28 protein-coding genes and 3 pseudogenes are annotated in these 26,266 nt (G+C 52.4%); 17 read left to right on the forward strand and 14 right to left on the reverse strand.

From position 1 onward, the window contains the following. The first annotated feature begins 177 nt into the window (after positions 1-177). Complete coding sequence (locus CSR02_RS03365; protein ID WP_099540574.1) at positions 178-1,098, forward strand: replication protein RepA; 921 nt, start codon at positions 178-180, stop codon at positions 1,096-1,098. Between the two features lie 37 nt (positions 1,099-1,135). On the opposite strand, the gene CSR02_RS03370 is transcribed toward CSR02_RS03365, so the two are convergent. Then, positions 1,136-1,876 carry a hypothetical protein gene (locus tag CSR02_RS03370; RefSeq protein ID WP_099540575.1) on the reverse strand — a complete coding sequence of 247 codons (741 nt, stop codon included), beginning with the start codon at positions 1,874-1,876 and terminating at the stop codon, positions 1,136-1,138. Beyond that, a complete protein-coding gene (locus CSR02_RS03375) occupies positions 1,873-2,520 on the reverse strand; it encodes a ParA family protein (RefSeq protein WP_162870759.1) in 648 nt (215 codons plus the stop codon). The genes CSR02_RS03370 and CSR02_RS03375 overlap by 4 nt, the downstream gene beginning before the upstream one ends. Before the next feature lie 485 nt (positions 2,521-3,005). Here CSR02_RS03375 and CSR02_RS03380 point away from each other — a divergent pair. Next, positions 3,006-8,132 (forward strand): annotated as a pseudogene (locus CSR02_RS03380) (DEAD/DEAH box helicase family protein). 187 nt (positions 8,133-8,319) lie between these two features. Further along, the gene (locus tag CSR02_RS03385) at positions 8,320-10,230 is read left to right on the forward strand and encodes a ParB N-terminal domain-containing protein (protein WP_035362435.1); all 1,911 of its coding nucleotides are present in this window, start codon (positions 8,320-8,322) and stop codon (positions 10,228-10,230) included. Positions 10,231-10,294: 64 nt separating this feature from the next. Here the strand turns inward: CSR02_RS03385 and CSR02_RS03390 are convergent, their stop codons facing one another. Further along, entirely contained in the window at positions 10,295-10,573 is a 279-nt protein-coding gene (locus CSR02_RS03390; protein WP_003625676.1) for a helix-turn-helix domain-containing protein, read from the reverse strand. Beyond that, a complete protein-coding gene (locus tag CSR02_RS03395; RefSeq protein WP_003625670.1) occupies positions 10,542-10,814 on the reverse strand; it encodes a BrnT family toxin in 273 nt (90 codons plus the stop codon). Before CSR02_RS03395 ends, CSR02_RS03390 begins: the two co-directional genes overlap by 32 nt. A 350-nt stretch (positions 10,815-11,164) precedes the next feature. Here CSR02_RS03395 and CSR02_RS03400 point away from each other — a divergent pair, with 350 nt between their 5' ends. Both CSR02_RS03400 and CSR02_RS03405 read left to right on the forward strand, forming a co-directional pair. After that, positions 11,165-11,563, forward strand: coding sequence for a hypothetical protein (locus CSR02_RS03400; RefSeq protein ID WP_020936783.1), 399 nt, complete (start codon positions 11,165-11,167; stop codon positions 11,561-11,563). Between the two features lie 153 nt (positions 11,564-11,716). Beyond that, positions 11,717-14,515: a DUF4132 domain-containing protein gene (locus CSR02_RS03405; RefSeq protein WP_003625666.1), complete on the forward strand. Its 2,799-nt coding sequence runs from the start codon at positions 11,717-11,719 to the stop codon at positions 14,513-14,515. Between the two features lie 331 nt (positions 14,516-14,846). On the opposite strand, the pseudogene CSR02_RS03410 reads toward CSR02_RS03405, so the two are convergent. The 5 genes and pseudogenes from CSR02_RS03410 to CSR02_RS03430 form a co-directional block, all read right to left on the reverse strand. Beyond that, positions 14,847-15,571, reverse strand: a pseudogene (locus CSR02_RS03410) (IS5 family transposase). Between the two features lie 152 nt (positions 15,572-15,723). Next, on the reverse strand, positions 15,724-16,299 hold the full coding sequence (locus tag CSR02_RS03415; protein WP_003626726.1) for a MucR family transcriptional regulator: 576 nt from the start codon (positions 16,297-16,299) through the stop codon (positions 15,724-15,726). Between the two features lie 123 nt (positions 16,300-16,422). Next, entirely contained in the window at positions 16,423-16,701 is a 279-nt protein-coding gene (locus CSR02_RS03420; RefSeq protein ID WP_003626728.1) for a hypothetical protein, read from the reverse strand. 7 nt (positions 16,702-16,708) lie between these two features. Further along, positions 16,709-16,924, reverse strand: a complete 216-nt coding sequence (locus CSR02_RS16255) for a hypothetical protein (RefSeq protein WP_086651091.1) — start codon at positions 16,922-16,924, stop codon at positions 16,709-16,711. A gap of 218 nt (positions 16,925-17,142) precedes the next feature. Next, positions 17,143-17,397 (reverse strand): hypothetical protein, encoded by a 255-nt coding sequence (locus CSR02_RS03430; RefSeq protein WP_003626732.1) that lies wholly within the window; start codon positions 17,395-17,397, stop codon positions 17,143-17,145. Between the two features lie 286 nt (positions 17,398-17,683). Here CSR02_RS03430 and CSR02_RS03435 point away from each other — a divergent pair, with 286 nt between their 5' ends. The 12 genes and pseudogenes from CSR02_RS03435 to CSR02_RS03485 all read left to right on the forward strand — a co-directional run bounded on the left by CSR02_RS03435 (position 17,684) and on the right by CSR02_RS03485 (position 22,509). Next, a complete protein-coding gene (locus CSR02_RS03435; RefSeq protein WP_003626733.1) occupies positions 17,684-17,986 on the forward strand; it encodes a hypothetical protein in 303 nt (100 codons plus the stop codon). After that, complete coding sequence (locus CSR02_RS16490; protein ID WP_020936778.1) at positions 17,979-18,125, forward strand: hypothetical protein; 147 nt, start codon at positions 17,979-17,981, stop codon at positions 18,123-18,125. Before CSR02_RS03435 ends, CSR02_RS16490 begins: the two co-directional genes overlap by 8 nt. 70 nt (positions 18,126-18,195) lie before the next feature. Continuing rightward, a complete protein-coding gene (locus CSR02_RS16495; protein WP_157884547.1) occupies positions 18,196-18,342 on the forward strand; it encodes a hypothetical protein in 147 nt (48 codons plus the stop codon). Positions 18,343-18,410: 68 nt separating this feature from the next. After that, positions 18,411-18,557 (forward strand): hypothetical protein, encoded by a 147-nt coding sequence (locus tag CSR02_RS16500; RefSeq protein ID WP_003626735.1) that lies wholly within the window; start codon positions 18,411-18,413, stop codon positions 18,555-18,557. Between the two features lie 657 nt (positions 18,558-19,214). Beyond that, positions 19,215-19,703 (forward strand): annotated as a pseudogene (gene ssb / locus CSR02_RS03450) (single-stranded DNA-binding protein). A 62-nt stretch (positions 19,704-19,765) separates the two neighbouring features. Next, a complete protein-coding gene (locus CSR02_RS03455; RefSeq protein WP_003626739.1) occupies positions 19,766-20,206 on the forward strand; it encodes a hypothetical protein in 441 nt (146 codons plus the stop codon). Beyond that, the gene (locus tag CSR02_RS03460; RefSeq protein ID WP_003626740.1) at positions 20,203-20,619 is read left to right on the forward strand and encodes a hypothetical protein; all 417 of its coding nucleotides are present in this window, start codon (positions 20,203-20,205) and stop codon (positions 20,617-20,619) included. Before CSR02_RS03455 ends, CSR02_RS03460 begins: the two co-directional genes overlap by 4 nt. A 72-nt stretch (positions 20,620-20,691) precedes the next feature. Further along, entirely contained in the window at positions 20,692-20,964 is a 273-nt protein-coding gene (locus CSR02_RS03465; protein WP_003626741.1) for an antitoxin, read from the forward strand. Further along, positions 20,961-21,371 (forward strand): type II toxin-antitoxin system VapC family toxin, encoded by a 411-nt coding sequence (locus tag CSR02_RS03470; RefSeq protein WP_035362716.1) that lies wholly within the window; start codon positions 20,961-20,963, stop codon positions 21,369-21,371. The genes CSR02_RS03465 and CSR02_RS03470 overlap by 4 nt, the downstream gene beginning before the upstream one ends. A 136-nt stretch (positions 21,372-21,507) precedes the next feature. Then, positions 21,508-21,972 carry a hypothetical protein gene (locus tag CSR02_RS03475; RefSeq protein ID WP_020936773.1) on the forward strand — a complete coding sequence of 155 codons (465 nt, stop codon included), beginning with the start codon at positions 21,508-21,510 and terminating at the stop codon, positions 21,970-21,972. Continuing rightward, positions 21,969-22,169, forward strand: a complete 201-nt coding sequence (locus CSR02_RS03480) for a hypothetical protein (protein ID WP_006560470.1) — start codon at positions 21,969-21,971, stop codon at positions 22,167-22,169. Before CSR02_RS03475 ends, CSR02_RS03480 begins: the two co-directional genes overlap by 4 nt. A 172-nt stretch (positions 22,170-22,341) precedes the next feature. Beyond that, entirely contained in the window at positions 22,342-22,509 is a 168-nt protein-coding gene (locus CSR02_RS03485; protein WP_244176755.1) for a hypothetical protein, read from the forward strand. Between the two features lie 249 nt (positions 22,510-22,758). Here CSR02_RS03485 and CSR02_RS03490 read toward each other — a convergent pair whose 3' ends face one another. The 5 genes from CSR02_RS03490 to CSR02_RS03510 all read right to left on the reverse strand — a co-directional run bounded on the left by CSR02_RS03490 (position 22,759) and on the right by CSR02_RS03510 (position 26,221). Next, positions 22,759-23,112, reverse strand: coding sequence for a hypothetical protein (locus tag CSR02_RS03490; protein WP_003626745.1), 354 nt, complete (start codon positions 23,110-23,112; stop codon positions 22,759-22,761). 59 nt (positions 23,113-23,171) lie between these two features. Continuing rightward, a complete protein-coding gene (locus CSR02_RS03495) occupies positions 23,172-23,975 on the reverse strand; it encodes a hypothetical protein (protein WP_003626746.1) in 804 nt (267 codons plus the stop codon). A gap of 96 nt (positions 23,976-24,071) precedes the next feature. Then, complete coding sequence (locus tag CSR02_RS03500) at positions 24,072-24,536, reverse strand: hypothetical protein (RefSeq protein ID WP_020936768.1); 465 nt, start codon at positions 24,534-24,536, stop codon at positions 24,072-24,074. Between the two features lie 2 nt (positions 24,537-24,538). After that, positions 24,539-25,387: a hypothetical protein gene (locus CSR02_RS03505; protein ID WP_035362718.1), complete on the reverse strand. Its 849-nt coding sequence runs from the start codon at positions 25,385-25,387 to the stop codon at positions 24,539-24,541. Between the two features lie 117 nt (positions 25,388-25,504). After that, a complete protein-coding gene (locus CSR02_RS03510) occupies positions 25,505-26,221 on the reverse strand; it encodes a hypothetical protein (protein WP_231862529.1) in 717 nt (238 codons plus the stop codon). Positions 26,222-26,266 lie beyond the last annotated feature (45 nt).

Here is a 26,266-nt window from a genome sequence, read left to right on the forward strand (position 1 = left end):
ATGAACTTTTAGGGCACCTTAAGATTATCGAACCCCTTTCTTTTCAATGACATACAGATTTCATCCTAGGGACTTTTGGGGCGCAAACTAATATAAATATACAAATATCTTTGCGAATAGTTTTGCGCCCCAAAAGTCCTCGAAGACTTTGAAGCAAGAAGTACGTATCTAAGACACATGGCAAGAATTCACCGCCTTCTTGAAGAACACGGCCGCCAAGGTGCATTGGCTTTCACAGATGATAGGAAAGAGCTGGAAGTTGCTTTTGACTTCATGTCTGACGAACAGACAGGTGTAGGCTTTCTCTTCAGTGGTTGGTGTCAGGCAGCATTACCTCACAGGAGGCAGCCAGATGATCAGATATGGCTTATAGAAACTGAACATTTAAAGTTAATGGTAGAGCCTGGGTCAGTTGCCACAGAAGATGGTGTAATTAGAATTGGCGTACCCTACGGGTCGAGGGCGCGCCTGATACTACTTTATCTCCAGACAGAAGCTATTAAAACAAATAGTCGAGAAATTGAGCTTGGGCGTAGTCTACGTGAGTGGCTACAAAAATTAGGCGTATCGATTGGTGGAAAAAGTATGAAAGATGTTCGTGAGCAGGCATTAAGGCTCTCACGCTGTCGGATGACTTTCCAAATTACTAAAGGTAACCAAATTGGCTTTGTTAATCAAAATATCTTGGATACAGCTCTCTTTACTCACCATGTAAATGGTGGATTATTAGAGACAGTTAAATTATCTGAAGGTTTTTTTGAACAATTAAAAAAACACCCAGTCCCATTACAAGAAGCCGCAATCCGTGCGATAGCAAATAATAGTCAAGCATTAGATATATACTGCTGGCTCGCTTATCGATTACACGTTCTTCCAGCTGATTGCCAAATTACATGGAAAGCACTGTATGCTCAATTTGGGCGGAGTTACGCGCGCCTGAGAAAATTCAGAGAAAACTTTCTGGAAAGTTTGAAAATAGCACTGGCTGTTTATCCCGATGCAAAAGTCACTACGACTGAGATAGGAGTGATTTTACATTCATCCAAACCTCCAGTGCCCCAAAAGGCCACACATCTGGTCAATCCTACAACGAAATAGGTTTAACGACATGAATGGCCCTTAAAGCGCTGCCAACCTAACGGCCTTTGATAGCTTTGATGACTTTATTGATTTCACGGAATTCACGGCTCAATGTAAAATATTCCAATGCAAGCTTCTTCCTTCTATTCAAAATTTTATCCCTTTTGTTTTCCAGTTTTTCTAGGTCTATTATATTCTTTTTTTCGCCATTTTTTTCTATGCGCTGGCGATAATCTTTCCGAAAATTCAATAGCTTTCTACGACCCACTTCAGGACGAATAAGTCCCTCTTCCTTTGCCGCATCAAGTTCCGGATCTGTCATGTTTGTTAAGACGTAAGCTGCTGAATAGCTTGCCGGGAGATCGTTTTCTGGGACCTTGCCCGTTTTTACAAAACGAGCAACACTTTTCAACATCGAAGCTACAGTATCACCGAATGGCAGTATCTTTTCTGCGCTCTGCTTTAGTCTTTCTCGTTCGCCGATAGTTAAAGAAGCTTCAATATCTAGAAGCGCATTTCCCATTGCCAACGCGGCGTGGCCAGCTCTTACAAAATTGCGATAAATGATCTTACGTTGGGTAACGATCGTCTGAAGACGTTTCTGATCTTTCAGAAGATCCGTGTCACCGAATACTTCGTTAAGTGTATGTAATAAATCTTCATCAATCTCAATTAATTCGTTCTGCGCAGAACTTCTAGCATCCGCAGTCATAAGTTCTATTTCACGCTCTTGAGTTAGTGGCTCATCACGTAAAGCAATTTTTTTGGCCAATGATTTTGAAATCTTTACGGTCATAGTTCTATCTCGTGTTTAATTAAATCCCAAAGTAGCTCAACGTCTTTAGAACCTCTGGCATCTTTAATATCGACAGAGGTCAATCCACCATGATTGTGAACATGCATATCCTCAGCAATTGGTATCTCAACTGGCAAAACTCGGGCGTATTTAGCAACCCTTTGTCGGGCTTCTCTAAAACTTTTAGTCTGACGATTTACCCGCGAGAACACTACAAAAGCTCTGACACCTGCTTTTTTTAACGATAGTAAGTAAGGCGTATTACTAGATATGTCATTGTGAGTAGCACTAGTAGGCACAAGAACTACATCAGCAAGTTGTGACAAACCCAAAAAAGCATCAGCATCGTTTTCTAATGCAGGAGGTGTATCAATAACTACCAAATCATTATCATCTGTGTAATCTTCAACAGTTTTCCATTTTGATAACGTTAAAGACTTTACAGGAATACGTGTAAGAGAAGGAATAGATTTCTGCGTTTCTTCTCTTGCATCTCCCCAGTTACGAAATGTAGCTTGAGGATCGAAGTCGATTCCAGAAACTCTCATTCCATCCCTTGCGGCACAGACTGAGATACATTCAGAAAGTGTGGATTTGGACGTCCCACCTTTCACGCTAGCAAACAAAATAGTTTTTCCAAGCACCTTGAGGCTCCCAAAATCTTTCTGATACAGACCTATATTATTTACATCACCTAGCGCAACATTTTTACACGTGTAAAAAACATTTTTTTCAGGATTCAGTCTTCCTGAATGATCAAAAACCCCCGTTGCCCAATGAAAGGTTAATGGTTTTTACACGTGTAAAAAAAGAAATTTACCGCGTTTAATATAGATAAATAATATCAATAGAAAATATTCACCAGCCCTGAGCGTGCGCCGCAAGTGGTAGGTGCTCGCCATGCTCGTCCGCTACGCGGCCTGTGCGTGGCTCCGCTCCCGGCGCTTCGCACCGCACTTGCGCCCCCCACTCCGGCCCGGTTGTCCGGAAGGCATAAGGGACAAGGAATGAAGAGAGAGTAGACGCTCCCCTTCCCGCTCCTTGCCACTAATCCTCACAAACCTATGCAATCAGGCCCCCGACCCTTTCTGAGGCGTCGGGCGATGCCGATTGGACGGAGTGCGCCATCATGTCCATGTCAGCCTCGCAACTCAATCTGTTCGATACCACTGTACTGTCCGGTGAGCTCGCATCCCTCTGGTCTCTAGACGATGACCAGCCCCTTCCCGAAGTCAGCCTCCCCTCCCCTCACTCTTTCCGTATTCCACAGCGCGATTTCCGGCTGAAGGGACTGCGTGGTCTTGCAAGCGGATGGAAAGCCCGTGCTGAGGGTAATCTGGCAGCGATTGCCCTTCTCGGGGAACTGGAGCGCGAGGATCGTAACGCCACCGAGGCAGAGCAGGAGGTGCTCGCCCGTTTTACTGGTTTTGGTGCGGGTGAACTTGCCAACAACCTCTTCCCGCCCACTGGTAAAGAGGTGCGCAAGGGATGGGAAAGTCTTGCTTCAGAACTTGAACAGCTTACGACGGAGACTGAAAGGGCTGGCCTGCAGCGCGCCACACAATATGCCCACTACACCCCGGAACTGATTGTTCACTCATTGTGGAATATGGTGCAGCGTATGGGGTTTCGTGGCGGTTCGGTGCTTGAACCGGGTTGCGGAACCGGGGTCTTTATAGCCGCACGACCTGAAAAACTGGAAGGCAAGATCGCCTTCACAGGGATTGAAAACGATCCAATCTCTGCCCGCATAGCGCGCAAACTCTATCCAAACCAATGGATCCGCAGTGAGGATTTCACCCGAGCCTAGCTTTCGCATGGCTATGATCTGGCTATTGGTAATCCACCCTTTAGCAACCGCACGGTGCACGGTCGGGACGGCTTGGAGAAGCAGGGATTAAGTCTTCATGACTTCTTCATTGCCCGCTCACTCGAAGCTTTACGGCCAGGCGGTATCGCCCTGTTCGTGACTTCCCGATACACGCTGGACAAAACGGATCCTAAGGCACGACAGATTATCGGCGAGAGCGCAGACCTGCTTGGCGCTGTGCGTTTACCTGAAGGCGCAATGCGTGACGATGCCGGGACGGATGTGGTGGTCGATATCTTGGCACTCCGCAAACGAGAAGTGGGAGAAGTGCCGTCTAATGAGAGCTGGGTTGAAACTGCAGACATCCCAGACTCAGACGAGGGAAATGGTCTGCTCGTCATAAACCGGTATTTCCTTGACCATCCCGAACAGGTGCTCGGCAGTCATAACTGGACGACAACGCAGTTTGGTCCCGGTTACACATGCTCTGTCACAGCCGGCGCAGAACTAGACCTTCTTCTTCCGCAAGCCCTGAGCCGGATTGCGCCCAACGTTCATTTTCTGCAGCCGCTAGAGGCGCGCATTGTCCGGCCAGCAGGTGAGGGCGTTACGGTTGGAACAGCGGCAAGTGGTGCAGACCTCAAGGAGGGAAGCTACTTTGTAGAACGGGGTGTTCTGCACCAGATTAGCGAGGGGCAGGCCCAGATCGTCCCGATCCGTAAGGCTGGTCAGGCAGAGGGAATTTTTGCCAAGCATGCTCGGATTATCCGCGGGCTGGTGCCCATCCGTGATGCCGCACGAAGTGTGTTGCGGGCGCAGATGCAGAACCTGCCTTACGGGTCGCAGCAGCGCACTCTGAAAACGGCGTACCAGAGTTTCGTGCGTGAATTTGGTCCCATCAATCATACCCGCACCACGCTGCGCGAAAATCCTGAAACTGGGAAAACACGGGAAACCCAGCGGCGTCCGAACCTGCAGCCCTTTATGGATGATCCTGACGTTTGGCTGGTGGCTTCGATTGAGGACTATGACGAACGCACGGATACGGGTCGCATGGGGCCGATATTCTCTGAGCGTGTCATTCATGCACCGACAGAGCCTGAAATACACGGAGCCCATGACGCGCTGGCTGTGTCCTTGCATGAAACGGGCCGTGTGGATCTGCCTCTCATTGCCGAACTGCTGGGACGGAGTGAAGCCGATACGTTGGTTGAACTGGGCGAGAGTGTTTACCTTGATCCTGAACGCAGCGCGCAGGGCAGGGACGTCTGGGTTACGGCCGATGAGATGCTCTCAGGTGCCGTGCGGACCAAGCTGGCTTTGGCACGTGACGCCGCACAACTTGACCAACGGTTTGCACGCAATGTCAGCGCTCTGGAAGGCGTGCAGCCCCCGGATCTGCGACCCTCTGAAATTACAGCGCGTCTGGGAGCGCCCTGGTTGCCCGTTACGGATATTCAGGACTTCGTACAAGAGGTCATGGGGATTGAAACAACCGTTCGTCATACCCCGGAAGTGGCATGCTGGAGTATCAACAGAACGCCGTTTCTGTCTCGCGCAGAGGCTACATCCGTCTGGGGCACGGAACGACGCAATGCAGCGGAATTGCTGGAAGACGCGCTCTCCCAGTCCATTCCCAAAATCTGGGATCATTGGCGCGATGAAAATGGCAACGAGCGACGCGAACTCAATACGCAGGAAACGGAAGCGGCCAAAGAAAAACTGGCTGCCATTAAAAGCGCGTTCGAAAAGTGGGTGTGGCAGGATCCCGACCGCTCTGACCGTCTCGTAAAGCTCTATAACGAGACTTACAACAATCTGGTGCCACGGGCCTTTGATGGCAGTCATCTGCGTCTGCCGGGCGCAAGCAGTGCGATTACCCTTCGTGCGCACCAGAAGCGCGTGGTCTGGCGGATTATTGCCTCAGGGCGCACCTACATGGCCCATGCTGTGGGGGCAGGAAAAACCTTCTCCATGGCGGCTGCCGTCATGGAGCAGAAACGCCTTGGACTGATCAGTAAGGCCGTTATCGTGGTTCCCGGCCACTGCCTTGCCCAGATGGCGCGTGAATTTCTCATGCTCTACCCTACGGCGAGAATTCTCGTGGCGGACGAGACAAATTTCGTCAAAGCGAAACGCCAGCGTTTTATTGCCCGCGCAGCAACTGAAAACTGGGATGCGATCATCATAACCCATGACGCTTTCAAGTTTATTCCGGTGGAGGCGGGTTTTGAACGGGAGATGATTGAAGACCAGATTGCGTCATACGAGGCCATTCTGTCTGGCTTGGATGGCGATGACCGTATCTCCCGCAAGCGCATTGAACGCATGAAAGAGGGGATGGAGGCTAAACTGGAAGGATTAGCCTCCCAGAAGGATGATCTCCTTCATATGGGTGAAATGGGCATCGATCAGATCCTTGTGGATGAAGCCCAGCTCTTTCGGAAACTGTCTTACGCGACCAATCAGTCCGATCTGCGAGGTGTCGATCCTAACGGCTCACAGCGCGCATGGGATCTTTTCGTTAAAACGCGTTACCTCGCAAAGACTGATCCAACACGCCCACTGATCATGGCCTCAGGTTCGCCGATTACGAACACGATTGCCGAATTGTGGAATGTCGGACGGTATATGGATCTGGATGCTCTTGTCGCACGCAATCTCCACGAATTTGATGCTTGGGCGGCCAACTTTGGGGAAACACGCACCGAACTAGAGCTTCAGCCCAACGGTCTCTATAAACCGGTCACGCGCTTTACCGAATTCGTGAATGTGGCTGATTTGATGGCCATGTATCGTGACTTTGCGGACGTCGTTCAGTCAGACGAGTTGGCCCGTTATGTCAAGCTGCCCTCAGTTAAGGGCGGTAACAGACAGATTGTGGTAGCCGAAAGCACAGACGATTTTCGGGCATTCCAGCAGACACTAGCAGAACGGATGCGCGCGATTGAAGCCCGTTCAGGTCGTCCACAGAAGGGGGACGACATCATTCTGAGTGTGATGAATGATGCCCGGCATGGTGCGATCGATCTGCGCTTTGTCGCACCATGGGCGGATAGTGACCCACATTCCAAGCTGAATGTGATGATTCGGAAGGTGTTTGAAATCTGGCATGAGACATCTGCCAATCGTTACACCAATCCCGAGACGGGCAGGGCTTACGATTTACCGGGGGCGGTGCAGATGATCTTCTCCGATCTCGGCACACAGGCCTCCCAGACCAAGCGCGGGTTCTCGGCTTATAACTGGATCAGGTCAGAACTGATCCGCATGGGTGTCCCGGCCGAGCAGATTGCCTTCATGCAGGATTACGACAAGGCGGCAGCCAAGCTGCGTCTGTTTGGTGATCTCAATGCAGGCCGTAAACGTATCCTGATCGGTTCAACAGCCACAATGGGAACAGGGGTCAATGCCCAGCAGCGCCTGAAAGCCCTGCATCATCTCGACGTGCCCTGGCTTGTGGCCGATATCATGCAACGTGAAGGTCGGATTGTGCGTCAGGGCAATCAGCATGACGAAGTGGAGGTTTACGCATACGCCCAGCAGGGATCCGTGGATGCCACCAACTGGCAGCTCCTTGAACGGAAGATGCGATTTATCGGCCTTGCAATGTCGGGAGACCGGACCATCCGTCGTATTGAGGATGTGGGCGGGGAAGGCAACCAGTTTGCAATGGCCAAGGCGCTGGCATCAGGCGACATGCGTCTGATTCAAAAAGCTGGCTTGGAAGCCGATATCGCGCGTCTTGAGCGTTTGCAGGCCGCACATTTCGATGATCAGTTCAATGTGCGGCGCCAGATCCAGAGAGCTGAACGCGACATCAAGACAGCCCAGGCACGGATCCCGAAAATTGAGGCGGCACTCACACAGCGTATCACCACGAAAGGCGAGGCGTTTGCGCTGCACCGTGACACCAAGGTGGTTGAGAGCAGTGAAAAAGCTGGAGCATGGATACTGTCGCAGGCGCGGCTTGCAGAACGGGAAGGCCGGACCGGGCAGTGGAGCATGGGTCGGATCGCCGGCTTTGAAGTGATGTGCGAAGCTCATGAACAGCAGTTCAGAACGTCCGACAAGAGAAAACCAGAAGTCGTCTCCTCCATCTATCTGGATACACCTGCAGGAGAAATCGAGGTTGAGACCGATCGTGAGACCAAGCCTCTGGGACTGATTTCACGGATTGAGCACGCAGCCTTACGTCTGGACAGCGATCTGGCTGAAGCACGTCGCAGTCTGGATGAGGCACAGCGCCGACTGCCAGCTTATCGCGCACGGGAAGGACTTCCTTTTGCGGAAGCCGACGATCTCACGGCGAAATGTGCCGAGCTATCCGCATTGGATGCTGCGCTGGAAGCGGAAGGCAAGGAAAAAGAAGCTGCGCTGAAATCGGCCACAGCAAATGATGATACTGCTTCTGCTGTTGCAGAGAAAATTGAACAGGTGGCCTAAGAAAATAAGAAGAGCACAAAGCCGAAAAGGGAAGGGCGGGCCACAGGCCGCCCACACGCCGCAAGGGTATGCCCCGTTCCGGGGCCTCGCTGACGCTCGCCCTTGCCCCGTGTAGGCGTCTGTGACCGTGCCGAAGGTATGAGGTCAGAAAATGACACCTCATGACCCTGAAAGTGAGGAGAGTATCATGACGGAACTTCGCCGCGTCGATCCCAAAACACTCGTACCAAACCCGAATAATCCACGTAAGACCCAGCCAGATCCTCGTGCGGAACATCAGCTTGCGCTGAATATCAAGACAGTGGGCCTGATACATGCGCCCTGCGTGCGGGAACTTGAGGACGGTCGGTTGATGATTGTCGCTGGTCACAGGCGGGTGCGGGCCTGTATTGCGGCGAAATTGACTGAAATTGACGTGCATGTCCGTTCTGGTGATGAAAAAAGCGATACGATGGCCGCTGTCGCCGAGAACGTCGTGCGTGCCGATATGACGGAATCCGAACAATGGCGTGGTGTGCTGGATATGCGCGCGAAGGGCGCTACTGATACGGAAATCAGTCGGGCTTTTATGGTCACACCAGCCTATCTTCGTGGCCTGATGCTGTTGTCCCAAATTCATCCGCCCATTATTGCGGCAATCGATAGTGGGATTGGGCCTTCCTATACGGACCGGAACGCAATTGCGCGCACTCCGCTGGAGCGCCAACGCGATGTATGGGCCGAGATCTGGGCGGAAAGCGCTGACGAAGGAGCAGATCCGGCCGACTATGAGATGAGTAGGGAAGACGCCACACATTTCGATTGGTCGGAATTTGTAAGATATCTTGATCAGGTCGAATTATATGCTCGCAACTACGAGTTTGACGACGAGACTGCAAAAGAAGCTGGTGTCGTCTGGGAAGAAGATCTCTTCGGGCAGGGTGGAGAAGATAATCGATACTGCACCCAATATGCCGCTATGTTTAAGGCGCAGCAGATTTGGGCTGAGAAAACTAAACCTGAAGGAACCATTTACCTCCAGAGCAACGAATATGGGGAAGGAATTGCGCCAGACGGATACCGGAAGGTGGGGGCATGGGAAGCGGAATGGGACGAAGATATCCCGGCGATCTGGGTTAACCCACGCACACTGCAGATTCAAAAAGGACGGCTTCGCGAACTGGGAGAACAGTCCACCCGCAGGACAGAAAATGGTTCCCTTTCTTTACCGTCAGCCCAAAAACCCGAAAAACCTAAAGAGCGCCCCGATATTTCAGGCACAGGGCTTAAAATTATCGGGGATGTTCGGACACAGGCTTTGCGTCAGGCGTTGGATGCAGCGCGAGAAAATGCAGATCCCTGGGATCTGGTTGGTGCTTTCATACTGGCTTTGAGTGCCAATAACGTAAAAATCCACGGTGATGATACATATGAGCCTTATGGGAGTGTTACGGAGCGTGACCTGGCTGTCGCACGCATTTTCCCAGAAGGTGTGTTGGTTCGTGACCCGGATCTTCTCAGAAACGCAGCATTGGGTGTGCTTAGCACGTTCATGAATTGCGGCCTCAGTCAGCATAGCGGTAGCGGTTTGCCCGCCCAGATCCTTGGGGTGTTGTTTGGTGCAGACGCGCATATGCCCACAATGGCCTTCGAAGACTTTCTTAAAAGTTACAGTAAACCGGGAATTACCAAAGCTGTTGAGGCTGAAGGTCTGGAAGAAAAACCCACTGGTAAAGCGATGCGCGAAGCACTTATGGCTCACATTGGCGAAAAACGATGGGTGCCGGAACCTGCAACATTTACAGCGGGGCTCTCAGAATGGAAATCCAGGTTAGAGAACCAGGCTGCGCGGCTGGAAGCTCGGGCACGTTTGGCGGCGCAGATGGAGGAAGAAGAAGGTGATTCTGATTTTGATACTGACGTCACAACTGACAGTGAAGAGGATGAGAACTGTGAGGAGCGAGTGGATCTAGACGAAGGCCAGACTGATCAGGAGAGCCTGTCTGATGGTGATGAAAGTGCGCATAACGCTACTATTCCCGACGATCCACGCATCCCCAGTGAACTGACAGAACTGGCCCGTGCGATGCCTGATCGTCTTGAAGTTATTATGGTCTGAGTAATAAGGTCTATCCGGCATTTGGGGTTGATGGGCTGAATCTCCGGTTCGTTGGGAAGGCAGCTCAGGCCACCGCCTGAGCTACCATATCGGGGTGCCGTCCGATGACCCGAACGTAGGCGACAGCGAAGTCGGGGGCCATCGCCCGTGCCTGCTCCCAGTCCCGTAACGTGCCGACAGGAACGCGGAAACGGCTGGCAAACTCGACCTGAGACAGACCGAGATCGTTACGGGTTTTACGGATCAACCGTGCCCTTTGCCCACGTTCCATGCCTTCGATGGATACTGCGCGGTCTTCGGAATCCGCCGGATCAGCAGGCAGAATGATATGCTCTCTCTTCACCTTTGTTACTCCTTCTCACGGAAATAAAGCGGGGCAGATCGTCCCGCCAGACAAACACACCGGTGAACAGCTTCTCGCCCACGACGCCAACCACTTTGTAGCGATCCTCCTCATCCTCAATGCGGATGGTGGGCAAGATCAGGTGATTATCGTCCTCGAAAATACGGTCGCCAAAGGCCAGAGACAGTTTGTGCTTTTTTTTGTTGGCGAGGTCTTTTGCGGGGTCAAACCTGTTATCCATGAGACGATAATACGGGATGCCCGTAGTTACTGTAAAGTGAAAACTACGGGCATCCCGGAACTTTTAGCCATTTCGACAGGTTGCCATCAACCTCGTATGCTCGATAGCAGTAATAAGGCGATCCGTCTCTATGGATCGCTTTTTTGTAACACCCTTTGATCATTCAAAAGAACATTCACACAGTTGAGAAAATAAAAGGAAATATTTGAAAGAGAAGGGCCATAGTCTGGAGGCTGAGGCAAACGGTGGGTTCTCTCCATGCTCGACCGCAAGCGGTCTGTGCGTGGCTCCGATCCCGGTGCTGACGCACCGCTCTTGCCCCCGCCACGGCGCTCCGGTCGTGCGAAGGTATGCATCCAATTTTTGCACGACGTATGCTCCATGACCCGCTCTATTACGCACCTCTTCCTTCAATCGCACCGCTGGTTAATACAACAATCGAGATCTCGGTCCTTAACGAAATGACACGGTCTCAAAAAGAGACGCCTTCAGATGACGGACGCGTTTACGTTCACCTTGGAAGTGCCAGTGCAATGGCAAAGCATTATCGTGTTTCTCGCGGTAATATCGCCCGATTACTGTCAAAGGTGCAAAAAGCCGGTCATTACGGACAAAATGACAGCGGCACATGGGTTTCAGCACAGTTGCTGCGGGACCATCATCTTTTGCAGGCTCTTAAAATGGCGCATAGCGCCACAGCCTATATCGAAGCGCAACAAATGAGAACGCGGGAGCTGTTGCATCAGTAACGTTAAAATGTTCTGACAAAGCCATCCTCAAAAAAGATCTCTGTTGCAAACTGAGTGTTGGTGGCTTCTCTTACAGGATCAACGATTTGTATATTATCTTATTATAGTTGTTACTGAATTGTTAGACGAGAGAACAGCGGGACGTTCACCAACATGACACCAGCACAGCATGATCTTCTTGATACGGAACTCGCAATCGCTCGCATGATTCTGGCAGATGTTGGGCGTATGGATGAGCAGTTAATCCGCTGGAGGAGCGAGATGGAGAAGGTTGATCCGCAGATATTCTCAAATTTGGAAGCTGCCTGGGTTAAGCGCCATAAAAAGCAGATTCGTGATTACTATATGATTCCAGAACATTCTCTGTCTGATTACATGATTCAAAATCATATGCCTATCGCTGCGTGTATGGATGAGACGCTGATTGGGATCAGTCAGCTTCCTCGACCTCCTCGCTGGTTGCGAAAATATGCCAGAGAAAATGTCAGTCATACGCTAGGGTTTGCGACATCAAAACTTTATCCGGATACGAGCGGACGTGATATCCCCGGGCAGCCGAAGCGCTCTTATGCCAAAAGTGGTATGCATGCTTATTTTCGGTTGTTCAGCCGTGCAGCTCATAGTTTGCCGAATGAGGCATGGTTCGATCAGGCATGCCACGACAGAGAAGAAATGGCACGCAGTTTTCCGCATCTTTACTGGCTTGCTCGAGAACTTGTCTTTCGTGAAGATCCGGCCTCTTCATTGGAGGCGATGGATGATCGTCTCGAATTTTTTCAGGTGCCAGAGGTACCGCGTCCTTCAAAAAAGACTCTCGCACGATTTTTGGATAAACTGAAAGAACCTGACGGGAGCAAGTTCCTGGCCTTCGCTCGCGGCGTCATTCAGGAGCTTGACAGGATCGGGGATGATCATTCGACCTATTACGGTATACTGGGTATCCCCTCTCTCTATCGTGCGGCTATTTTTCCGCGATTTATACGTCTTCTCAACGTTGCCTTCAAACAGGCCGGATCTGTTTCAGTTATTGCTGAAGTTCTGATCCAGAACCCGAGTTTCTACACTTTCCAGCTCGGGCGGCCACAGGGTTCTGGAATCATGCAGCTTGGTCGATTCCATTTACTCAGAACAAAATTTCCAGACAGAAATCCAAAACCCGTCGCCCAAAAGCAGGAAGGGTGCGTCATTCGTAAACCGGAATTATCAGACAGCATATTTCCCGGATGTCTGTGGATGATCGCGGCCGCACGGGACCCGGCGGACGTTGCCTGGCTGTTGCCAGTGTGTGCGAAGGCTCTCAGGAACGAAGATGTTGCCCACTTCAACCGTCTGGTTACGACGGTAGGCGAAATTGCTTCTCCTGATGCTATCCGGGGGCTGGCACGGCTTAGGGCAAAAACCCGTCACGCCACCATGCTGAAACAGTTGAATGTTGCTTTGGCTCAAGCCGCCGAGCGCTCCGGTCTGACGACAGCTGAAGCAGAGGAGCTCGTAGCGCTGACGTACGGCCTGGATGAGCAGCATTGCCGCGTCGAGCCATTGGTGGGAGGGGTTACGGCGACTCTGACCCTGGCGGGTTCGGGGCAGGCCGTTATTCGTTATGCCGATCCGCTTGGTGCTCTGCTGAGCAAACCTCCTGCCTCCATCAAAGCAGACGCTCAGTCCGAAACAACGTTACGTGACCTTCGCGCTGATGCAAAATCGCTGACAGCCGATATGGCCATCCATCGCCAGCGGCTCGAGCGATCTTGGCTGACAGGGCAGAGCTGGACGTGGTCAGCTTTTCAGCAGCGCTGGCTTGCCCATCCCGTCCTGAGCTGGCTTGCACGACGCCAGATATGGCTCGTAGCGTATCCCGACCTGACTGTCTTCACTTGCATGATCGGAGAGGATGGCGGGCTTTACGGTTCGGATGGTACGCGCCTCCCGGTTCCGCATGGGGACTTACTTCTGAGCCTTTGGCATCCTCTTCATAACGGCGTTCAGGATGGTGCAGAGTCCTCCTGCGTTACACTCTGGCGTCAACAGCTTAAAGCACTGAAGATCGAACAGCCTATCCGTCAGGCATGGCGGGAGACATACACACTCACGCAGGAGGAGCGAGAAAGCTCACCAGCATCTTATCGTTATGCCAGACGGATCCTCAATCAGGCTCAGGTCGTTGAAATAGGCCGTAAAAGAGGGTGGCGTATCCGTAATCTCTCGCCTCATATGCCTTCTTCTGAAAGTGCTCCGTGGGCGTTCAGCCTGCCAGCTCATGGCATTTATGCCGATTGGCGTACCGGTGGGGTGGGGATTGATCACTTGCCGCATGGTGCGGGAACATTTTCGCATATCATCACAGACAGGTTAAGGTTTTGCGTTCTGGAAGATGGCGGGAACTGGCTGTATGATGGTGGGCGTAAATTGAAAGAAATGCAGACGCCGGTGCGGCTGGGAGACATTCCTCCCGTTGTTTTTTCCGAAATTATGCGTGATCTTGATCTTATGATTTCGATCGCTGCCAGCGACGTCTCTTTTAATGCTGAAACGATCTACGCGATTCCGGATCTGGGTGTCTGGCGGCGTCAGGCCGGACTGGCTGACATTCCTTTGCCTAAAGAGCCTCACTTTGGAGCGCTTGCCGCATCACGACGCGATGAGATTGCAGTCATCGTTAAGAGTATGAAAGTCGATGATCGTTTGCGCTTTGAGGGGCCTTACATCATGATAGAAGGGAAACGACATCAGTATCGGCTTCACCTGGGGAGTGCTGATGTCATGATTCTTCCCGACCTTCGTCATCTTTTTCTGAGCACAACTCTGTCAAACTCAGCGCGGCAAAAGGGATCTGCCTACAAGCCTCTGCATGATGATGATCGGCTGGACCTTATCCTGCAACGCATAATCATGCTGCTGAACGATGACCGTATTCGTGACAAGGATATTTTGGCTCAGTTCGCATCCCTTTAGGGGTAAGCTGAATATGCCGTATTCTTTTCGGACTGGTTGATGAGTAGAGCATTACCCCATCACGTGGAGGCAGTGTTTGTGAAACTGCTGTCAGAGTGTGCGCCCTCTTGTCAGCCTCATCGCATGTGGAGGGATCGAAGAACTGTTGGTTGATGGGGCTGGCTCGTGATTTCAGGCTTTTGGCGATTTGATTGACGGTTCTTTGTGTTGCTTTTGATCTGCGTTTTGAGCAGATCGGGGGCTGTTACCCACTGGATTGCTATGCTGTGGTGCCGATCCGCTCCAGGAAGAGGAAGCAGCGCATATTATAGACGATATTGGCTAGGGCCTGTTATGGCTTGATCCAGTCTGCTGCGGCAGCGATGTGGATGATGGCGAGGAACGACGTTGCTGTTTTTTCACATCTGGTTGCGACAGCGCGCCACTCCTTGAGGCGAGCCCAGCGGTTCTCAACGAGATGCCGGCACCGATAGACCCATTTTGGGCAGGCGACCGCCCCATCGTGTCGTTTCGCAGGAATGGCGGGGAGGCTGGCGAGCATGGCTGGTGCCAGGGACAGTTCGTGAGCCTGTCCGGGGGCCAAAGCAAAACCGAAGGCTTTTCCATGCCCATCCGCGATCACGCAGACTTTCGTGCCATAGCCGCCGCGAGAACGGCCAAGTGCTTCACGATGGTCTCGCTCTTCGAAAGAGGCCCCTTTTTTGGGCTCCCGCCGCTTTGTGGTGAGCCCTGATGTTTGTACCATCCAGAAAAGTCATGCCGAGTGCCACTACCTGTTGGTCCTGAACCAGGTCGAGCAGGCGTTCCCACACACCCAGTTTCGCCCAGCGGATGAAAAGTTGTGCTGCCCGCCACCAAGGGACCGAGTTCAGCGGAGATACTCCGCCATTTCGCGCCATTCTCATGACGCCAGAAGATCGCTGCTATCGTGCGCTGCAGATCATGGGACGGCGTCTTGCCCCTTGGGCGAACCGCCTCAATCAGAGGTTCCCAGATCGCCCATGTCTCGTCCGTAAAAGGGCCGGTGCCAGTGCCAGTTCCGTCGCATTCTCCCATCCCTGTAATATAGGAAGAATTTCAAGCCCTAACAGGCCCTAACACTATCGCTATCCATGTCTCGTTTCCCATTTGTGTATCGATGCTTCAGGTGTCATCCATCGTCATGCGACCGAAAACGAGAAAGGGACTTTATTATTGAATGGTCAGACTTATTTCGTTTTGCGCCCACGTGCTTTACGATTTGACGCGATATGAGATTCACCTGATGAGAGTGTGGCATTGGTGTCATCGCCGCGTCGCCCCAGTGAGTTGCGCTTGGCAATGGCGGCCCGCTGTGCAGAGTAGTTTGGTGCCACCATAGGATATTCCGGGGGCAATCCCCAGCGTGTGCGGTAATCCTCAGGGGTCAGGTTGAAATGTCTCTGAATGTAGGATTTCAGCATCTTGGTTTTCTTACCGTCCTCAAGACAGACGATATAATCTGGGAAAACCGAGCGTTTGATGGGTACCGCCGGTGTGTGTTCTTGAGACACGCTTTTTTCGGGAACTGGTGGTTCAGGTATCACGTCAGAAACTGGACCAACTGCGGGTGTTACGGCTTTCTCAGGGGCTTTAGGAGCAGATTGGGAGAGTGAGAGTGTATCGAGTGTCGCATAGACAGATCTGATCAGATCTGGGAGGGCTTCGGTGCTGACCGTGTTGTGGCTTACATAGGCTGATATGATTGTAACGGTCTGTTCCACCTTTTGTGTGTCAGGTTCGTAAATGGATGTGGACGCTGCCATTGTGCCTGTCTTTCTGTTGTCTGAATGTCGTCTCAATACTAAATCTCTGACCTGTAACGGAAAAACCCATTTAACATGCCGTAAATCATAGGCAAGGTATTGTTGCTATCGCATAGAGGGGACTTAGCCCGCCAACGATCCTTGGGGTTGATCGTTGCACTTCGCACAGGCCACGCCCCGTAGAACATGTGTTTTGTTCTGACGCTCAATCCAGCCACTCTCCCAACCACAGCGGGCGCATGAAAACAAGGCAACGCATGTATTGCCCGGTTCGTAAATACAGCCGTGATCTCCAACATCAATCATGTGTGCCAGATAGCGCTGTGGTGCGCGTGGCTTGCGATATCCAAACAGATCCGGCTGGCGGGGTTTGTATTTCGTCGTGGAGCGTGGAGAAACCATGAGCCGCTCACTGGCTATCTTCGGGCGGGGTGTTCTTCGTGAGAGACGGGTCACTTCTTGGGTCTGTCAGGACGCAGAAGGAGGTCATACCCGCTTTCGATCTTATGAGCGTAAAATGGTCGGATGGCTCTCGCGGAAAGAGAGAGAAGGGGTTTTCGCCAGATGTGAGCTCAATAATACAGGGTGTGGCCCAGGGGCTTTTGCGGTGTGCTTCAGATGTCATCTTGTTGTCCTTCCACATAATAAAATTCCGTTCTGCGTTTCTGTCAGGCCATGATGCGACCGAATAGAAAAAACAGACCTTCATCAAAATTATGAAGAGAGTTCATATCCGGTTGGGTTTTTCCAGTTGCAAGTTTCTTGTTCCCGACAGCGCTTGGGTCATACGGGCCGGCCTCCATACCGGCACACAGTATGACTCCGACGAAAAAACCCCAGCGCTTAGATTTCTTCGATCATTGAAGCGAGAAGATCCAGAAGCCAGCCCCCAAATCCGGCCATCAGCGCCACGTGGAGAGCACTGAGCGCCTCTTTCTCATGGCCCAGAAGATAGAGGCCGAGCGAGAGAACAGTGCACAGCGCCGTAACCGGAACAGCTAGGAAAAGAGCGTAGCGGGTTGAGCGGCGAAGCCATAGCATCATCGTCGCCATGCCCGCAGTAGCGATATCGAAAAATGCAAAAGGAGTGCCGAGCAACTTGGCGTTGTTTCGCTCACGAATGGCCGCGATGACCCACTGGAGACCAAACAGAAAGAGAAAATAAGGCCAGAAATCGGAATGGTCAGCATCTTTATCATATCCTTTTTACAAAGCAGATGCCTCGGATGAGGGCGTTTCTTCTGTGGAAGCCCTACAGCCGCAATTCCGCCCGCTCTCTTGATCGTCAGATCGCCGATGCACAGGCAGACGCTCTGGGCTTCTGATACAGCGGCCGGGCGGCTTCGCCGCCCGGTTCTTTTCCTTCACGCCGGATGAGTATTGGATGAACACGAACCAGATTACAGACCGGGAGCGCCGCTTTCTCAGGGCTATTCTGCCCCCAAGGCAGACCCGGAAATCTCAGGAGGATCGGCTCAAGGCCCTTGCTGGGGCTTTCCAAACTACAGCACTCAGTATTTCAGGTGCAGGTATCATCACCCCACTTTTTACGGGGCAAGTCCATGTGAGTGGTCACAGTATGATCTTGGCGGGCTGTATTGCTCTGATCGTCGAAACCATTTCCTTGCTAATTCTCACCTTTATCCGTTATCCTGAAGACGGAAAGGAGGACTCAGGCCATGAATGATTTTATTTCTAACATGTTGCTGGTTGTTGTGCCTTTCTTAGGCGGGACTTTGATTTTTGGTCTCGCTCTTGGCCCAATCCTGCGTCGCCTGAACAGGTTACGCGATAGGCTCGAAGCACAGACTTCTCATAATCCATAAAATATCTAGGGCTGCTTGTGTGCCGCTGTCCCAACGGCCCTATATCCTCCAGACGAGGAGAAAACCGGTCATGGATAATTTTACGGTTACCATGGTGGTGGTTTACGGAATCTTTGCCGTTGGAACTCTCGCCTTCGGCATCGCTCTTGGCCCAATCCTGCGCCGTCTTAACAAATTGCGCGACAGGCTCGAAGTACAGACTTCTCATAATCCATAATATCTAGGGCCGCTTGTATGCCGCTGTCCCAACGGCCCTATATCCTCCAGACGAAGAGAAAACCGGTCATGGATAATTTTACGGTCAATATGATTGGTATTGTCGTGCCGTTCTGCATCATTACCCTTGTAGTGGGGTTTGCTCTCGGCCCAATCCTGCGCCAACTGAACAAATTACGCGACAGGCTCGACGCTCAGGCATCCCATCATTCCTGACAACCAGGCGGCCTCAGTGCCGCCTTTCTCTTGCGCCCCGGCAGCTCTTGGACTGTTCTCACGCTCTGACGCTTTAGGTTCCCCGTTAGCTCCGATTGCCTCTGCTCATGAAGGGGATCACTGCACCTTTTTCCCTCTTCATACGAGGCTGGGTGCGGGGGAGGGCGTTCTGGATCCTCTCACGCTTTTGGCTGTAAGCCTGAATCGTTCTGGTCTCGACCGGCATGGCCTTGGATTTCCTGTCGGGTTGCTTCCTTTTTTTCAATCTGTTTCAGCTTTTGCGGGTGATCTTCTGCAGTGTCCGGGGCGCCCCTCTCGGGGTGCGTTCGCCCAGCATCTCTAAGCGGCATAGCCGCTAAGAGATGTCGAGCCCCCTAAACGGGGTCTCGCCACTTTCGTGCTAATGCTCACCGCCGTTCTTTCCTATACTTGTCATTTACTTATTAATTGGTAAGTAAATAAAGGGAGTTCGGAAAAGAAAGGTTTGTGTGGTTAGGATTTCCTTGAAAAAACTTATATTTTCTTGCGTTTTCCTGTCGTTTTTCTTGCATTATTTCAGTATACGTACTATCTTTTACTTGTAGACGGAAGAAACAATACCGCCAACGGCCAGTAAAGCCGGTTTCATATGAAGTATAGCAGGGTAGGAGAAGTGTTGTGTCTGGTTCCGTTAATAAAGTTATTCTTGTCGGCAACCTCGGCAAAGACCCGGAAGTGCGTCACTCCCAGTCCGGGCAGAAGATTGTTTCTTTCTCTCTGGCCACGTCCGATACCTAGAACGACCGCCAGTCTGGCGAACGGCGTGAGCGCACTGAATGGCACAAGATCGTCGTGTTCAATGAACGTCTGGCAGATGTGGCGGAACGTTTCCTGCGCAAGGGCCGCAAGGTCTATCTCGAAGGCTCACTCCAGACCCGGAAATGGCAGGGGCAGGACGGCAAGGACAACTACACAACCGAAATTGTGCTGCCTCGTTTTGGGGGCGAGCTGACCATTCTGGATACGCGGCACACTGAGGAGGGTGAACAGAGTGGCGGATACAGCAACGCCCCACGGAACTCTGGCACCCGCAATAACGGCGGTCAGGCCGGTGGGTGGGATGCGCCGCAGTCAAACGCTGGTATCGATGACGAGATCCCGTTCTGAGTGCCAGTTTTTTCCTCTAAGGCCGGGGAGGTGCCCCGGCCAGTCCAGCCAGAGTAACCTCTATGTCAACTGTCGCAGATCTGTATGAAACAGCCAATACCGCAGCAAGCAAAGGCTGTGGCTGCTCTTATGAACTCTATGTTCAGAAACTGACAAGAGAGATTGATCAGACTGCCTCTCGGCTCGCTCCCGATCAGGCCGCAGCCCTGCAGGACTATGCCAGACAGAAAGGGGACTATGCCCCGGATGTCGATGACTTCCACCTTGAGGGCTTCTGCTGCCACGGTATTGAATACGGATGCTGCCCCGCAGGATGCGAAGTGCCTGGTAATGAGGAATGGGACAGCCAGGAGGACGAAGAGGCTGTCAGAATAGCACTCAATCAGATGATCATGGCAGAAATCGAAGAGGAAGCAAAACAGGCAAGGTTGGTCGCAATCGCCGCCCGTGATGCGCGGGTTCTCGATCGCATTGGCATGATCCGCAGGAGAGTGGCGGCATGAGACAGCTTGTTCAGGAGCTGGGGCGCACGGCATTCCATATCGTGAATGGAATGCCCACACCTTCCTTTCTCAGGCTCAACACACTCAGGCGGTTTGAAAGGCTGCTGCTGGCCATTCAGGAAGACCGAGTGGCCTCTTCGTTGCTCCGATCCAAGGTGCCAGAGCCGGAGCCCACCCCACATGATGTCGCCCGCGGGCTGGCCGACCTTGTCCCGTTACGGTTTCAGCTGCGCGAGGATGAATCCTTCAGGCCTTTCTCAAGAGGGAGTGCGCTGGCTTTTATCGCCTCACGCCGAGACGAAGCCCGTCTGGAAGGGTTGCAGGGGGTAGCTATGCCGCTGTCCATAGCGGGCGTCGATTATATGGTGCACTACATGCGGGGGCGAGATGGTGTGACTGTCGGGCACCTTTAATGGGCAATTAAAAAGCCTTGAGGTCAGCATGTTCGGCATATACAATTAGGGATATACATAAAGGAGGCTCTAATGCCTGTTCCTGAAATGACTCCCCGACCGCGCGAAGTGAAACTCTTTCGGAACAATCGCAGTCAGGCTGTGCGTATTCCGGTCGAATTTGAAATGCCTGGAGATCGCGTGTTGATCCGCCGTGACGGTGACAAGCTCGTTCTGGAGCCTGTGAAAACCCCTTCAACGTTGAAGGAGCTTCTCATGGCATGGCGCGAAGAGCCGCAGCTGGCCCCCGAAGACGATTTTCCCGATATTCAGGACGTAGCCGCCAGACCGGAAGATATTCTGTGAACGCCTATCTCCTTGATACCAATATCATCAGTGATCTTGTCCGAAATCCTTCCGGCCCATGTGCGCGTCGCGTCGAACGTATCAATCCCGCCGACCTTTGTACCAGCATCATTGTGGCCGCTGAGTTACGATATGGATGTGCTAAAAAAGGCTCTGCAAAGCTGTTAAACCGGGTTGAAAGCGTGCTGGCGTTTGTCCCCGTGCTGCCTCTCGATATTCCTGCCGACTGTGAATACGGTGGCATCCGCGCCGAACTCGAAGCCGCAGGGCAGACGATCGGCATGAATGATCTGCTCATCGCGGCTCACGCCTACACCCTCAAGGCGACCCTGGTGACGAACAACACACGTGAGTTTATGTGCATCCGAGGCTTGAAGGTTGAAAACTGGCTGGAGGATGGGACGTGATTGTCTTTTGCCCCAGAAGAAACAAATGGTCAGTATAACAAGAAGACCTAACCAGACTGTCTGAAAAGATGACGGTTTACAGACACAGGAGCGTCAGGTACAGAGAGAGGTTTATCAGCCAGAGACGATTGTCTCCATGACTGTGGCGGATGATGAGGCTGAAGCACAATTCGGCAGTCTTATGAAAGCAGTCCGGAGAGAAAAAAATTTCGATCCCTCTTTGCCTTTGACCATTACTGTCGAGCAAAAACCAGCGGGTTATGCGAAGTCCTTGGAAGGATGCTATCATGTATCCTTGAAAATAGTGGCTTTACTGGGCGCCAGGGTTTCCGGGATTGAGCCTCACGATTCGAAGCACGAAGACAGTTCAGACGTTCTGTGGCTGTCAGGGCATCCGGAGACGGAATTGTCTGCCGGACGCGCCATCTTCGTGACACCCGCGACAGCCATGGAAAATCATTGGATGATTGACGAGTGCAACGTGAGTAAGGTCGGCAGGAATGGAACATACTGGACCGTCACAGTGCCTGGGTCAAAAGTTATCGGCGTCGTGGAAAAGCTCTACAGCGGCAGTTCAGCTTGCGAGAGAGGTGTGTCATGAATCTTGCCCGTGCGATCATGATCCGCAAGGAGCGGAAACGGCAACGCAGAGAGGGGGCAACCCGGCGAGAGAGGCTGTCCGTCTCGCCTTTGCTATGGGATAGCCTTGCGGCAGACAGGCAACTCCAGCGGACATGGAGGGCAGAAGGGGTGCCATTCTGGAAGCGGTTGCTCCGGGCCTTCCTGATTCAGGGATAAAACACAGTGAAGGTTGGCCGGTCGCATCATGGCCAGCCAACATCACACTATGAAAACGACAGACACCCCCTCTTCTTCCGAACGCCCGGCTCTACGGCTCTCCGGTCGCCGACTGTTCCAGTGTCTCATGGTGCTGGGCTGGACGGAACGTCTCGCGGCCGAGAGATGCGATATGCATCGCACACAGTTTCGACGCGCCATTGCTGGGACATCGTCATTGCCTCCTGATCTCTCGGCATGGTTGCTCGATCTGGAAGCAGCAATTCTAGCGCGACCATCTCCTCGAAAACGACTGCATGATCCGGCATTTCAAGAGCGCAGTTTGAGCACAGCCAGCTGATCCACAAAAAAAGCCGCCTTATGGCGGCTTTTCTGTGGGACAGAACTGATGCGGAAGACGCTTTCAGTGTCCAGAGAGATAGGCTTTGGCAATCACCATGCCCAACGTCACTGCTCCAGCTATGGTGAGGCCGACTGCTTGCCTGCGTTGGATAGAGCTATTTCTGGCTTCATATTTCCGCCCACCCGTGAAGATGAGAGCAGACGCCACACAGGGCAGGAGCAGTAACGCAAGAATATCCGCGTGGGTCTAATGTCCGAAAATGAATCCGAGCTTCCCGTCATCCATCACGTAGGGCGTACATGTGTTCCCCGGATGAACCTTAGCATAGGGTTTGACATATTTGGCTGGAACCCATCCAGTCTTGAATGCAAGGTTCATGCTCTGAACATAGCCATTCGTTTCTGGAACGTTCGTGGTTACGGGTAGAACACCAAGCGCTGGTGCTATCATCGGCGCTCCATCGCGAGGCTCAGTCTGGAGCGGGATGGGATGATCAAAATTCATCATGACGGAATCAGGCGCATCAAGCGCCATACAGACATATCCCGATACCGGCTTGATAGGCTTATGTTCTGCTGCCATCACGATTACAGGCGTCATGTGCAAGATCGCCATTCCTAAGGCGAGACGTAGATGTTTCAGTGTCATGCTGTCTTATCCTACGAGCTGAGAATTGGAGAACTGGCGGCGGAGCCCATCTTTGCGGCGATGGAAGATTTCCACTGACCGACTGTTTCTCCTGATGAGATTCCGTTGCTAGCAAGCTGGTTACTGGGAACATAACTGGACATCAATGCGCTGTCATTCGCAGTAGCGATTTGCGCGCCTCGCTGTGGGCCGAAATTGTAATAGGCTCGCGTGTCTAGGGCGGTCGGGTTGCTTATCCCTGCATTTTGAAGCGATGTCGCAGCATCCTTGAGATACTGTGCCGCAGCAACCGCCTGTGTGGCCGGATCTTGCTGGCCAGAAATTCCCGTGTTGGTGATACTGGATGCAAGGCTGGGGTTAGAGGCCAACGCCTTTTGCAGAGCTTCATTGTAGGTGCCGTTCGACATTTGAAATGCACCTGTTATGGATGAATTGCCGTTTGCTGTATAAACGTTGCGACATCCTGACTCTACAACGCACGTTGCCGCCAGAGCATCTGGAGTTACCCCAAGGGCACTGGCATTTTGGGCCGCGGCATATCCCCATGATTGGGAATACATCGATTGCAGAGCATCCGTACTGCTTCCGTTTGTTGTGGTTGTAGAGACTACGGACCCACTTCCACTAATCTGCCGTGTTGTGGTGGAGGTCGGTGGTGTCCAGCCGCCCATCCCAACTTCCTGATAGGTTGCATTGACCGTTGGCGGCAGACCTGCCGGGACATTGACGGTTTGTGCCAATGCAGGATAAACCAAGAAGGAAGAGGCAAGCACAGGCCAGACCTTCCACGCGGTTCGTCTCTTTTTCACGAGCATCTCCTTTGGTTGCGATGCGGTGATTTTTCCTCATCATGATGCGACGAGTTTAAAAAAAGAGCGGGCAGGGAAAGTGTGTCCATTATGGTCACACTTTCATGGAAGACGCCCCAGCACGAAACCGATGAGAACAAGAACCATCCCCCAGAAGATGATGATCCCAGTGGAGCGCCATTGATACCGGTCGGCAATCAGTTTTGCCCGCCGCCCGATTTCAGGTTTCAACGACTGGAAGACCTTGCTGACAACATCCAGAACACGTTGCTCAACCATCCGTTCGTTGATCTGGCTCAGCGTCTTCGCTGCATCCACACCGTCCTGCAATGTAAGCTCGATTGAGCGACGTTCTGCCTTAACCAAGACGAGGGCCTCATCGAGGCATCTGGGCATAGCTTCAAGGGTGCGGTTTTGTGCTTCCAGCACGGCCAGTATCGCTAAGAAGAAACGCCCGTTCGCAGTATCCGGCCTGACAGTGAAGTGCTGAAGCGCATGCTTCAGCTCCTCAATCGCCTGCGCGGGAGTGGGTGGATTGTCCGGCTGTCTGTCGTTTTTCTGACTCATGGCTACTCAAAGTCTTTCGGGACAGGCAGACCTTTGGGCATGTCGGGAAGGAGGCTAGGGTCAATCTGTGCAAGAAACTCGGGGAAAGAGCGGTGAAACCAGACTTCTGCGCGCATCCGGTCAAAAAGACCGCTGGGGGGATGGCCCTCGACGTTCTTGTCATCAATGAAGTCTGCGTAAGACATCCGACGATCCGTGATTTCGTCCATACCGTCCAGTTCCGGCAAGAAGTAAATTCCGCCATTGTCATCTGACGCATCTACCGTGGCGTTCATGACGGCCGGTGTCTGACGGATTTTGTCGAAATGGCTGTTGTTTGAGTAACCAAGCGGCAGCAAGCCACGGTTCATCACGATGATGCTGTGACCGGGCAGGAAGCGCCGTTTCTCTTGCAGATCCTGCAGGTAGTCAGCATCGGCCAGTTCCGTGCCGAGCATATATACCACGACAACCTTGATCCCCAGCTTGGCCAGTTGCGGCACAAGAGGGGTGCTATTGATGATTTCGTGGAAGGCAGTCCAGCCGCCGCCGATATCCAGTATCACGTCTTTCTGGCGTTTCACCATGCCTTCGATCTGCTGTTCCAGCCAGGATTTCTGCTCCTTGAGATTGCCCGTAGCGGGTTTCCTTGTATTGGGGTGGAAGTGCGCGATGGAGTGGGAGACGTTCAGGAGGTCTGTATTCCAGACTTCTACATCACCGCCTTGACGCATGACTGTCTCAGTCAGGGCATTGAGGAAAACGGTCTTGCCCGTGCGTTGCCGACCGACTGCGGTCAGGAGCACAGGGGGTTTGGTGCGGGCTGGCTTGGCAGGTTGGGTCTTCGCTGGATCCGTTCTGGTTGCAGTCATTGAATCATCCTTTTCTGGTGCGGCACCGCGCAATCATGAGGGTGCCGTTCAGAAGGATTTCACCGTGTCATCATGCGACCAGATAGGATTTCTCCAGAAAAAAATGAAAAAGCCTCTTCAGTCCGAATACTGGTCTTCCTCTCTCTCGCGAGGTGATTTGAATTCCAGTTCTGCCTCAGGAACATCCTCGCCTGCGAGCAGACGATCATAGATGGCGCGCCTTTGCTTGATGATCTCTCTTAGTTCAGGGAGTTTTGCCTCTACTTCCTTGATCAGCATCGGCGCGCCCTGACTGTCATTTCGCCTGATCTGTTCCTTGGCCAACGTGAGGTCGAACTTGGCCTGGCCCAGCGTAAAACGAGCTTTGTCTATTTTTTGCTCCATCGTCATGGGGGCGCCTGCAGGAACCGTCTCGGTTTTAAGGGTCATAGAGGAGCTTTGAGGCACTGGCTGAACAGATGGCGGGGCAGGTTGTGGAATATCAACGAACTCTGGCGTCCAGTCGGCGGGTAAGCGGCTGGGCATGATGGGCCTGTCGTTATTCTCATTATTCTTTGGCTTTTCCATGTCTGAGGTGGGAAGGGCTTGAGCCCGTTTGGCTTTGGCTCGACAAACGAGGTGCCATGTTTTGCGCACACGCTGTATCGACCTGGTATCAGTCTTGATAGGCACGCCGTCCTCAATGGCGAGTTCTATGTAAGGCAACCACATTTCACCAGGTAGCCGCATTTCCAACAGTTCTGCGTGGTTTTCAAACAGCCACTGATAGAGTTTTCCTGTCGTGCGCTTGCGCGGTTGCGTTTTGAGTCGTTCTTTCAGTTTTGCGAACTTCATGGGTCTCTCTCTTGGCCTCAGTGTCCTCTGAGGGTGCGCTTCCAA

Source organism: Acetobacter pomorum (assembly GCF_002738225.1).
Lineage (GTDB): Bacteria > Pseudomonadota > Alphaproteobacteria > Acetobacterales > Acetobacteraceae > Acetobacter > Acetobacter pomorum.

What these genes read in the sequence shown, in the direction of transcription:
- CSR02_RS03415 (WP_003626726.1), bottom strand. Translation starts at nt 16,299, where the DNA reads ATGGCAGCGTCCACATCCATTTACGAACCTGACACACAAAAGGTGGAA.
- CSR02_RS16500 (WP_003626735.1), top strand. Translation starts at nt 18,411, where the DNA reads ATGGATAATTTTACGGTCAATATGATTGGTATTGTCGTGCCGTTCTGC.
- CSR02_RS03420 (WP_003626728.1), bottom strand. Translation starts at nt 16,701, where the DNA reads ATGGTTTCTCCACGCTCCACGACGAAATACAAACCCCGCCAGCCGGAT.
- CSR02_RS03395 (WP_003625670.1), bottom strand. Translation starts at nt 10,814, where the DNA reads ATGGATAACAGGTTTGACCCCGCAAAAGACCTCGCCAACAAAAAAAAG.
- CSR02_RS03400 (WP_020936783.1), top strand. Translation starts at nt 11,165, where the DNA reads ATGCATCCAATTTTTGCACGACGTATGCTCCATGACCCGCTCTATTAC.
- CSR02_RS03485 (WP_244176755.1), top strand. Translation starts at nt 22,342, where the DNA reads ATGCATCGCACACAGTTTCGACGCGCCATTGCTGGGACATCGTCATTG.
- CSR02_RS03370 (WP_099540575.1), bottom strand. Translation starts at nt 1,876, where the DNA reads ATGACCGTAAAGATTTCAAAATCATTGGCCAAAAAAATTGCTTTACGT.
- CSR02_RS03475 (WP_020936773.1), top strand. Translation starts at nt 21,508, where the DNA reads ATGACTGTGGCGGATGATGAGGCTGAAGCACAATTCGGCAGTCTTATG.
- CSR02_RS03495 (WP_003626746.1), bottom strand. Translation starts at nt 23,975, where the DNA reads ATGCTCGTGAAAAAGAGACGAACCGCGTGGAAGGTCTGGCCTGTGCTT.
- CSR02_RS16495 (WP_157884547.1), top strand. Translation starts at nt 18,196, where the DNA reads ATGGATAATTTTACGGTTACCATGGTGGTGGTTTACGGAATCTTTGCC.
- CSR02_RS03480 (WP_006560470.1), top strand. Translation starts at nt 21,969, where the DNA reads ATGAATCTTGCCCGTGCGATCATGATCCGCAAGGAGCGGAAACGGCAA.
- CSR02_RS03500 (WP_020936768.1), bottom strand. Translation starts at nt 24,536, where the DNA reads ATGAGTCAGAAAAACGACAGACAGCCGGACAATCCACCCACTCCCGCG.
- CSR02_RS03510 (WP_231862529.1), bottom strand. Translation starts at nt 26,221, where the DNA reads ATGAAGTTCGCAAAACTGAAAGAACGACTCAAAACGCAACCGCGCAAG.
- CSR02_RS03385 (WP_035362435.1), top strand. Translation starts at nt 8,320, where the DNA reads ATGACGGAACTTCGCCGCGTCGATCCCAAAACACTCGTACCAAACCCG.
- CSR02_RS03490 (WP_003626745.1), bottom strand. Translation starts at nt 23,112, where the DNA reads ATGACGCCTGTAATCGTGATGGCAGCAGAACATAAGCCTATCAAGCCG.
- CSR02_RS03505 (WP_035362718.1), bottom strand. Translation starts at nt 25,387, where the DNA reads ATGACTGCAACCAGAACGGATCCAGCGAAGACCCAACCTGCCAAGCCA.
- CSR02_RS03465 (WP_003626741.1), top strand. Translation starts at nt 20,692, where the DNA reads ATGCCTGTTCCTGAAATGACTCCCCGACCGCGCGAAGTGAAACTCTTT.
- CSR02_RS03405 (WP_003625666.1), top strand. Translation starts at nt 11,717, where the DNA reads ATGACACCAGCACAGCATGATCTTCTTGATACGGAACTCGCAATCGCT.
- CSR02_RS03365 (WP_099540574.1), top strand. Translation starts at nt 178, where the DNA reads ATGGCAAGAATTCACCGCCTTCTTGAAGAACACGGCCGCCAAGGTGCA.
- CSR02_RS03460 (WP_003626740.1), top strand. Translation starts at nt 20,203, where the DNA reads ATGAGACAGCTTGTTCAGGAGCTGGGGCGCACGGCATTCCATATCGTG.
- CSR02_RS03435 (WP_003626733.1), top strand. Translation starts at nt 17,684, where the DNA reads ATGAACACGAACCAGATTACAGACCGGGAGCGCCGCTTTCTCAGGGCT.
- CSR02_RS16490 (WP_020936778.1), top strand. Translation starts at nt 17,979, where the DNA reads ATGAATGATTTTATTTCTAACATGTTGCTGGTTGTTGTGCCTTTCTTA.
- CSR02_RS03455 (WP_003626739.1), top strand. Translation starts at nt 19,766, where the DNA reads ATGTCAACTGTCGCAGATCTGTATGAAACAGCCAATACCGCAGCAAGC.
- CSR02_RS16255 (WP_086651091.1), bottom strand. Translation starts at nt 16,924, where the DNA reads ATGACATCTGAAGCACACCGCAAAAGCCCCTGGGCCACACCCTGTATT.